The sequence below is a fragment of the Kitasatospora sp. NPDC001095 genome (assembly GCF_053598615.1).
Map to the genome: position 1 here is coordinate 1 of NZ_JBSFKQ010000099.1, position 10,480 is coordinate 10,480.

The 10,480-nt window shown below is 77.1% G+C and carries 1 protein-coding gene; it reads left to right on the forward strand.

Annotated features, from left to right (window positions below; all coding sequences use genetic code 11):
* A partial coding sequence (locus tag ACWDBB_RS35730; protein WP_449793574.1) for a type I polyketide synthase occupies positions 1-10,480 on the forward strand: 10,480 nt, incomplete at both ends.

Genomic DNA, 10,480 nt, shown 5'->3' on the forward strand with positions numbered 1-10,480 from the left:
GTTCGCCCGACGCCGACGGCCGCCGCGAGGTGGAGGTCTACTCCCGCGCCGAGGACGCGGCGCCTGACGAGCCGTGGACCCGCCACGCCACCGGCACCCTGTTCCGCGGCGCCGCCGTGCCGGACTTCGACCTCGCCGTCTGGCCCCCGCAGGGCGCCGTCGAGCTGCCCGTCGCGAACCTCTACGAGCGCTTCGCGGCCGGCGGCTTCGCCTACGGCCCGGCGTTCCGCGGCCTGCGGGCCGCCTGGCAGCGCGGGGACGAGGTCTTCGCCGAGGTCGAGCCGGTGCAGGAGGAGCAGGACCGGGCCGGCCGCTTCCGGCTGCACCCCGCCCTGCTCGACGCCGCGCTGCACGCGGCCGGCCTCGGCGGGCTGCTGCCCGGGGCGGAGGGCGGACTGCTGCCCTTCGCCTGGACCGGGCTGCGGGTGTACGCCACGGGTGCCGCCGCCCTGCGGGTGCGGCTGGCTCCGGCCGGGCACAACGCCGTCTCGGTGGCGCTGGCCGACCCGACCGGCGCCCCGGTGGCCACGGCCGACGCGCTGACCCTGCGCCCGCTCGACGTCGAGCGGCTGCACTCCGCCGCGCGCGGCGCGCGCACCCCGCTGTACCGCATCGACTGGACCGCCCAGGGGCCCGCCGCCCCGGCCGACGCCGCCCGCTGGGCCGTGCTCGGCGCCGACGCGGCCGTGGCGCCCGACGCCGTCCGGTACCCCGACCTCGCCGCCCTGCTGGCCGCCGTCGCCGCCGGGGAGGCGGCCCCGGAGACCGTGGTCGCGCCGGTCGCCGTCGGCTCCGCCGACCAGGTCGAGGAGGCGCACCGCGCCGCCGCCGCCGCGCTGGCCCTCGCCCAGGAGTGGCTGGCCGCCGAACCCCTGGCCGCCGCCCGCCTGGTGCTGGTGACCCGCGGCGCCGTGGCCGCGCTCGACGCGGACGCCGTCGAGCGGCCCGCGCACGCCACGGTCTGGGGCCTGCTCCGCTCCGCGCAGTCCGAGCACCCGAACCGCTTTGTCCTGGTCGACCTGGACGACGAGGCCGGCTCCGCCGCCGCGCTGCCCGCCGCCGTCGCCACCGGCGAGCCCCAACTCGCCCTGCGCGCCGGTGAGGTGCTGGCCCCCCGGCTGGTCCGGGCGGTGTCCGAGCAGGACGCCGCCGCCGGCCCGTCCGCCCCGGATCCCGACGGCACGGTGCTGATCACCGGCGGCACCGGCACCCTGGGCGCGCTGCTGGCCCGCCACCTGGTGACCGAGCACGGCGTCCGCCACCTGCTGCTGGCCGGCCGCCGGGGCGAGGCCGCGCCCGGTGCGGTGGAGCTGCGCGACGAACTGGCCGCGCTGGGCGCCGAGGTGACGGTCGCCGCCTGCGACGCCGCCGACCGCGCGGCACTCGCCGCCCTGCTGGACACCGTCCCCACCGACCGCCCGCTCACCGCCGTGATCCACGCGGCCGGTGTCCTGGACGACGGCATGCTGGACGCGCTGACCCCGGAGCGCCTGGAGCGGGTGCTGCGCGCGAAGGTCGACGCGGCCGTCCACCTGGACGAGCTGACCCGCGACCGGCAGCCGGCGCTCTTCGTCCTCTACTCCGGCGCCGCCGGCGTCCTCGGTGCCGTCGGCCAGGCCAACTACGCGGCCGCCAACGCCTTCCTGGACGCGCTCGCCGCCCGGCGCCGGGCCGCCGGCCTGCCCGCCACCTCGCTCGCCTGGGGCCTGTGGGAGCAGGCCAGCGGCATGACCGGCCACCTGGGGGCCGCCGACCTCACCCGGATGCGCCGCTCGGGCCTGCACGCGCTGCCGTCCGCCGAGGCGCTGGGCCTGTTCGACCTCGCGGTGCGCACCGGGCACGCCCTGCTGCTGCCGGTCCGCCTGGACCTGGCCGTCCTGCGCGCCCAGGCCGACCGCCTGCCCACGCTGTTCCGTACGCTCGTCCCGGCTCCCGTCCGGCGTTCCGCGCAGGGCGCCGGCGCCGAGGCCGACGGCTCGCCGCTGCTGCGCCGACTGGCCGGCCGTTCGGCCGCCGAGCAGGAGCGGCTGCTCACCGAGCTGGTGTGCACCCAGGCCGCCGGGGCCCTCGGCCACCGGTCGGCCGAGGCGGTGCACGCCGACCGGGCCTTCAAGGAGCTCGGCTTCGACTCCCTGATGTCCGTCGAGCTGCGCAACCGGCTGGGCCGGGCCACCGGCCTGCGGCTGCCCGCCACCCTGGTCTTCGACCACCCCACCCCCGCCGCGCTCGCCCGTCACCTGCTTGCCGGGCTGGCCCCCGCCGCCACCGCCCCGGCCGCCCCGGCCGTCCGCCGCGCCGCGGCCGACGACGAGCCGATCGCCATCGTCGCGATGAGCTGCCGTTACCCCGGTGGCGTACGCACTCCCGAGCAGCTGTGGCAGCTGGTCGCCGAGGGCACGGACGCCGTCGCCGCGCTGCCCGCCGACCGCGGCTGGGACGCGGACGCCGTCTACGCCGCCGACCCGGACCACGCGGGCGGACGCTTCCGCCGCGAGGGCGCGTTCGTGTACGACGCGGCCGACTTCGACCCGGGCCTGTTCGGCATCTCGCCGCGCGAGGCGATGGCCATGGACCCGCAGCAGCGCCTGCTGCTGGAGACCTCCTGGGAGGCCTTCGAGCGGGCCGGCATCGCCCCGGAGCGCGTGCGCGGCACCCGCGCCGGCGTCTTCGTCGGCGCGATGTACCACGACTACGGCGCCCGCCTGTACGGCGTCTCCGAGGGCCTGGAGGACTTCGACGGCTACCTCGGCAACGGCAACACCGGCAGCGTGGCCTCCGGCCGCGTCGCCTACACCTTCGGCCTGGAGGGCCCGGCGGTCACCGTCGACACGGCCTGCTCCTCCTCGCTGGTCGCCCTGCACCTGGCCGCCCAGGCCCTGCGCAACGGCGAGTGCGAGCTGGCGCTGGCCGGCGGTGTGACGGTGATGTCCACTCCCACGGTCTTCGTCGAGTTCATCCGCCAGCGCGGCCTGGCCGCCGACGGCCGTTGCAAGTCCTTCGCCGCCGCGGCCGACGGCACCGGCTGGGGCGAGGGCGTCGGCATGCTGCTGCTGGAGAAGCTGTCGGACGCCCGCCGCAACGGGCACCCCGTGCTCGCCGTGGTCCGCGGCTCCGCCGTCAACCAGGACGGCGCCAGCAACGGCCTGACCGCCCCCAACGGCCCGTCCCAGCAGCGGGTCATCCGCCAGGCCCTGGCCAACGCCGGACTGACCGCTGCCCAGGTGGACGCGGTCGAGGCGCACGGCACCGGCACCGCGCTGGGCGACCCGATCGAGGCCCAGGCGCTGCTCGCCACCTACGGCCAGGAGCGCAGCGGGGACCCGCTGTGGCTGGGCTCGATCAAGTCCAACATCGGGCACAGCCAGGCCGCCGCCGGTGTGGCCGGCGTGATCAAGATGGTCATGGCGATGCGGGAGGGGCTGCTGCCGCGGACCCTGCACGTGGACGAGCCGTCCCCGCACATCGACTGGGCCTCCGGCGCCGTCGAGCTGCTGACCGAGGCCCGGCCCTGGCCGGAGACCGGGCGCCCGCGCCGCGCGGCCGTCTCCTCCTTCGGCATCAGCGGCACCAACGCCCACACCGTCATCGAGCAGGCCCCCGCCGTCGAGCCGGTGGAGACCGTCCGGCCCGTCCGGGCCTCCGGCCGCCCGCTGCTGCTGTCCGGCGCGACCGCGCAGGCGCTGCGCGACCAGGCCACCCGACTGCTCGACCACCTCGACACCCACCCGGACGTCGACCTCGCCGACCTCGCGCACTCGCTCGGCACCACCCGGGCGGCGCTGGACCACCGGGCCGTCGTGGTCGCGGACGACCTCGCCTCCTTCCGCGGCGCCCTGGCGGCGCTGGCCGAGGGCGGCACGGCCGCCGGGCTGGTGACCGGCGCCGCCGAGGGCGGCAGGCTCGCCTTCCTGTTCACCGGACAGGGCAGCCAGCGCCTCGGCATGGGCCGGGAGCTGTACGAGGCCCACCCGGCGTTCGCCGAGGCCTTCGACGCGGTCTGCGCGCGGGTCGAACTGCCCCTGCGCGAAACGGTGTTCGGCGACGACGCGGAGCTGCTGGACCGCACCGAGTACACCCAGCCCGCGCTGTTCGCCGTCGAGGTGGCGCTGTTCCGCCTGCTGGAGGGCTGGGGGGTCCGTCCGGACGTCCTGGTCGGCCATTCGATCGGTGAGATCGCGGCCGCCCACGTCGCGGGTGTGCTGTCGCTGGACGACGCGGTGGCGCTGGTGTCCGCCCGTGGCCGGCTGATGCAGGCGCTGCCCGAGGGCGGCGCGATGGTCGCGGTGAAGGCCGCCGAGGCGGACGTCCTGCCGCTGCTGACCGCCCAGGTGAGCATCGCGGCCGTCAACGGGCCCTCCTCCGTGGTGATTTCCGGGGACGAGTCCGAAGCCCTCGCCATTGCCGGGCAGTTCGGGAAGACCAAGCGGCTCAATGTCTCGCACGCCTTCCACTCGCCGCTGATGGACGGCATGCTGGCGGAGTTCCGGGCCGTCGCCGAGGGCCTGAGCTACACCGAGCCGGTCATCCCGGTGGTCTCCAACGTCACCGGCGCCCTCGCCACCGCCGAGGAGCTGTGCTCGCCCGAGTACTGGGTCCGGCACGTCCGCGAGGCCGTCCGCTTCCTCGACGGCATCCGCACCGCGGCGGCCCAGGGCGTCACCACCTTCGTCGAGCTCGGCCCCGACGGCGTGCTCTCCGCCATGGGCCAGGACTGCGTCGACGGCGGCACGTTCGCCCCCGCGCTGCGCGCCGACCGCCCGGAGGAGCGCAGCCTGCTGGCGGCGCTCGCCACCGCCCACGTCCACGGCGCCGGCCCCGACTGGTCGGCCGTGCCCGCCGTGCGCGACGGCCGCGTGATCGACCTGCCGACCTACGCCTTCCAGGCCCGCCGCTACTGGCTGGAGGCGCCCGCCGCCGGAGCGGCGACGCCCGCCGGCACCCCGGGCGACGAGCGGTTCTGGACGGCCGTCGAGGAGCAGGACGTCGCGGCCCTCGCCGGCACTCTGGAGCTGTCCGCGGACGGCGCCCTGCGCGAGGTGCTGCCCGCCCTGTCGAACTGGCGCCGGCAGCACCGCGCCCGCACCACCGTCGAGGGCTGGCGCTACCGCGTCCAGTGGAAGCCGCTCGGCGCGCCGGACACCGCCCGCCTCGGCGGGACCTGGCTCACCGTCGCGCCCGTCGGCCTCTCGGACGGCGCGGCCGAGCGGCTGGCCGCCGTCGAGCGCGCCCTGACCGAGGTCGGCGCGGACGTCCGGCGCCTGGAGCTCGGTGCCGAGGCCGACCGGGCCCGGCTCACCGAGCTGCTGCGCGACGCGGCCGCCGACGGCCCTGCCGGGATCCTGTCGCTGCTCGCCCTGGACGACGCCGAGCACCCCGCCCACCCGGGCGTGTCCGCCGCCCTGCTGCGGACCGCCCTGCTGGTCCAGGCACTGGGCGACGCCGAGGTGACCGCCCCGCTCTGGCTGACCACCGAGGCCGCCGTGGCCGTGTCGGGCGCCGAGCAGGTCGAGCACCCCGCCCAGGCCCAGCTGTGGGGCCTCGGCCGGGTGGTCGCCCTGGAGCACCCCGACCGCTGGGGCGGACTGGTCGACCTGCCCGCCGCCCTGGACGCGCGCACCGCCGCCCGCCTCGCCGCCCTGCTCGCGCCGGGCTCCGCCGAGGACCAGGTCGCGCTGCGCGCGAACGGTACGTTCGGCCGCCGTCTGGTCCGGGCCGAGTGCACCGAGGCCGCCGACTGGCGCCCGCGCGGCACCGTCCTGGTCACCGGCGGCACCGGCGCCCTGGGCACCCACGTCGCCCGCTGGCTGGCCGCCAACGGCGCCGAGCACCTCGTGCTCACCAGCCGCCGAGGCCTCGAAGCCCCGGGCGCGGCCGAACTGCGCGACGAACTGACCGCACGCGGCGCCCGGGTCACGGTCGCCGCCTGCGACGCCGCCGACCGCACCGCCCTGGCCGCCCTGCTCGCCGAACACCCGGTGAACGCCGTCGTGCACGCGGCCGGGATCGCCCAGAACACGCCGCTCGCCGAGACCGACCCGGCGGAGTTCGCCGCCGTCGTCGCCGGCAAGACCGCCGGAGCCGCCCACCTGGACGCGCTGCTGGACGGCACCGAGCTGGACGCCTTCGTCCTCTTCTCCTCCGTGGCGGGTGTCTGGGGCAGCGGCGGCCAGTGCGCCTACGCTGCCGCCAACGCCCACCTGGACGCGCTCGCCCAGGCCCGCCGCGCCCGCGGCCTCGCCGCCACCGCCGTCGCCTGGGGCCCGTGGGCCGAGGGCGGCATGGCCGCCGACGGCGGCGAGCACCTGCGCTGGCGCGGGCTGCGCCCGATGGCGCCCGAGCAGGCGGTGGCCGCCCTGGCCCAGGCCGTGGGCGCGGGCGAGGACGCCCTCGCCGTGGCGGACCTCGACTGGTCCCGGTTCGCCGCCGGCTTCACCGCCGTGCGCCCCTCCGCACTGCTCGCCGATCTGCCCGAGGCGGTGGCGGCCCAGGCCGACACCACCCCCGTCGAGGAGGGCGCGGCCGGCGGGCTGCGGGCCGTGCTGGCCGGCGCCCCGGCCGCCGCGCGGGAGCGGATCCTGCTCGACCTGGTCCGCACCGAGGCCGCCGCGGTGCTCGGCCACGACTCCGTCGACGGGGTCCTCGCCGGGCGCCCGTTCAAGGAGCTGGGCTTCGACTCGCTGACCGCCGTCGAACTGCGCAACCGGATCGACACGGCCGTGGGCCTGCGGCTGTCCGCCACGCTGGTCTTCGACTACCCGACCCCGGCCGTCCTCGCCGCCCACCTGGGCGCCGAACTCCTCGGCCCGGACGCCGAGTCCACCGAGGCCGCCCCGGTCCTCGGCGCCCCGGACGAGCCGGTCGCCATCGTCGCGATGAGCTGCCGCTTCCCCGGCGGCGTGCGCACCCCCGAGCAGCTGTGGCGCCTGCTGGCCGACGGCGGCGACGCCATCGGCGGCTTCCCCGCCGACCGCGGCTGGGACCTGGAGGCGCTGTACGACCCGGACCCGGACAACGCCGGCACCAGCTACGCCCGCGAGGGCGGATTCCTGTACGAGGCCGGGGAGTTCGACGCCGCGTTCTTCGGCATCAGCCCGCGCGAGGCCCTCGCGATGGACCCGCAGCAGCGGCTGCTGCTGGAGACCTCCTGGGAGGCCTTCGAGCGGGCCGGCATCGACCCGGAGACCGTGCGCGGCAGCCGGACCGGCGTCTTCGCCGGCACCAACATGCAGGACTACACCAACCTGCTGTTCGCCTCCGAGGAGATCCTGGAGGGCCACCTCGCCACCGGCAACGCGGCCAGCGTGGTCTCCGGGCGCCTGGCCTACACCTTCGGTCTCGAGGGCCCGGCGGTGACGGTGGACACCGCCTGCTCCTCCTCCCTCGTCGCCCTGCATCTGGCCGCCCAGGCGCTGCGGGGCGGCGAGTGCACGCTCGCCCTGGCCGGCGGCGCCACCGTGATGGCCACCCCGGGCGCCTTCATCGAGTTCAGCCGCCAGCGCGGCCTCGCCGACGACGGCCGCTGCAAGGCCTTCGCGGAGGCCGCCGACGGCACCGGCTGGGCCGAGGGCGTCGGCATGCTCCTGCTGGAGCGCCTCTCCGACGCCGAGCGCCTCGGCCACCCGGTGCTGGCGGTGGTCCGCGGCTCGGCCGTCAACCAGGACGGCGCCAGCAACGGCCTCACCGCCCCGAACGGCCCCGCCCAGCAGCGGGTCATCCGCCAGGCGCTGGCCGCCGCCCGCCTGTCGCCCGGCGAGATCGACGCGGTCGAGGCGCACGGCACCGGCACCCGGCTCGGCGACCCGATCGAGGCCCAGGCGCTGCTGGCCACCTACGGCCAGGAGCGCACCGGCGAGCCGCTGTGGCTCGGCTCGGTGAAGTCCAACCTCGGCCACACCCAGGCCGCCGCCGGTGTCGCGGGCGTCATCAAGATGGTGCTGGCGATGCACGAGGGCGTGCTGCCCCGGACCCTGCACGTCGACGAGCCGTCGTCGCACGTGGACTGGGCCACCGGCGCGGTCGAGCTGCTGACGGAGTCGCGGCCCTGGCCCGAGACGGCGCACCCCCGCCGCTCCGCCGTCTCCTCCTTCGGCATGAGCGGCACCAACGCCCACGTCATCCTCGAACAGGCACCCGCCGCCTCCCCGGCCGAGGAGCCCGACGCGGCACCGGCCGACGTGGCTCCGCTGCCCTGGCTGCTGTCGGCCCGCAGCGCGGACGCCCTGCGCGAGCAGGCCGCCCGACTGCGCGACCACCTGACCGGCCCGGACGCACCCGCCGCCGACTCCGTCGCCCACGCACTCGCCACCACGCGCTCCCTGCACGAGCACCGGGCCGTCGTGCTCGGCGCCGACCGGGACGAGCTGCTCGCCGGACTGGACGCCCTCGCGCAGGGCGTCACCACGGCGAACGTGCTCCAGGGCGTCGCACGCGGCGGACGGACGGCGTTCCTGTTCACGGGGCAGGGGAGCCAGCGGCCGGGGATGGGCCGGGAGCTGTACGAGGCGTACCCGGTGTTCGCGGAGGCCTTCGACGCGGTCTGCGCGCGGGTCGAACTGCCGCTGCGTGAAGCCGTGTTCGGCGAGGACGCCGCGGTTCTCGCCCGTACGGAGTTCACCCAGCTCGCGCTGTTCGCCGTCGAGGTGGCGCTGTTCCGGCTGTACGAGAGCTGGGGCGTGCGGCCTGACGTCCTGGCCGGGCACTCGATCGGCGAGCTGGTGGCTGCACACGTCGCGGGCGTGCTGTCGCTGGACGACGCCGTCACCCTGGTGGCGGCCCGTGGCCGGCTGATGCAGGCGCTGCCGGAGGGCGGCGCGATGGTCGCGGTCAAGGCCACCGAGGCCGAGGTGCTGCCGCTGCTCACCGAGAACGTCAGCATCGCCGCGATCAACGGGCCGACCTCCGTGGTGATTTCCGGCGACGATGGTGAAGTCCTCGCGATCGCAGGGAAGTTCGAGAAGACCAAGCGTCTCAACGTCTCGCACGCGTTCCACTCGCCGCTGATGGACGGCATGCTGGACGACTTCCGCCGGGTGGCGGAGGGTCTGACGTACAGTGCCCCGCGCATCCCGGTCGTCTCCAACGTCACCGGGGACCTGGCCACCGCCGAGGAGCTGTGCTCGCCCGCGTACTGGGTCCGGCACGTCCGCGAGGCCGTCCGCTTCCTCGACGGCATGCGCACCCTGGAAGCCGACGGCGTCACCACCTTCGTCGAGCTCGGCCCCGACGGCGTGCTGTCCGCGATGGCCCAGGAGTGCGTCGAGGACGGCGTGTTCGTCCCCGCGCTGCGCGCCGGCCGCCCCGAGCGGCCCACCGCCCTGGCCGCCCTCGGCCGGCTCTGCCTGACCGGCAGCGGCCCCGACTGGCAGGCACTCGCCGCCGGCCGCAGCGTCCGCCCGGTCGAGCTGCCGACCTACGCCTTCCAGCGCCGCCGCTACTGGCCGACGCTGCGCGCCCTGCCGACCGGCGACCCGGCCGGCCTGGGCCTGGAGGCCGCCGGGCACCCGCTGCTCGGTGCCGCCGTCGCCCTGGCCGACACCGACGGTTACCTGTTCACCGGCCGCCTCTCGGTGCGGACCCACCCCTGGCTGGCCGACCACGCCGTCCAGGGCCGGATCCTGCTGCCGGGCACGGCCTTCGTCGAACTCGCCGTCCGGGCGGGCGACGAGGTCGGCTGCGGCGCGGTGGAGGACCTCACGCTGGAGGCGCCGCTGGTGCTGCCCGAGCGCGGAGGGATCGTTCTCCAGCTCACCGTCGGGGAGCCCGACGACACCGGCCGCCGCCCCTTCCAGCTTCACTCCCGCCGGGACGACGCGCCCGCCGGTGAGCCGTGGACCCGCCACGCGGCCGGTGCCCTCGGCACCGCCCCGGAGCGGGAGCCCTTCGACCTGTCGGTCTGGCCGCCGGCGGGCGCCGAGGCCGTCGACGCGAGCGGCTTCTACGAGGGCGCGGTCGACCTCGGCTTCGCCTACGGCCCGGCGTTCCAGGGCCTGCGCGCCGTCTGGCTGCGCGGGGACGAGATCTTCGCCGAGGTCGCCCTGCCGGCCGAACACCACACCGAGGCGGGCCGCTACGGCCTGCACCCGGGCCTGCTGGACTCCGCTCTCCACGCGCTCGGCCTGGGCGCGGCCGCCGAGGCCGGTACCGAGGGGGCGGACGGCCCCCAGGGCAGGCTGCCGTTCGCCTGGAGCGACGTCGTCCTGCACGCGGCCGGCGCCCAGGCCCTGCGGGCGCGCCTGACCCGCTCCGGCGGATCGGTCTCCCTCCAGCTGGCCGACGGCGCCGGAGCCCCGGTCGCCGACATCGGCTCGCTCGTCCTGCGCCCGGTCTCGGCCGCCGCGCTGGAGGCCTCGGCCACCGGTCACCCGGAGGCGCTGCACCGACTCGCCTGGACCCCGGTCACCGTCACCGGTACGCCGGAGACGAGTGGTTGGGCCGTGCTCGGCGCGACCGATCTGCCGGTGCTGGGCGGTCTGCGGCAGGT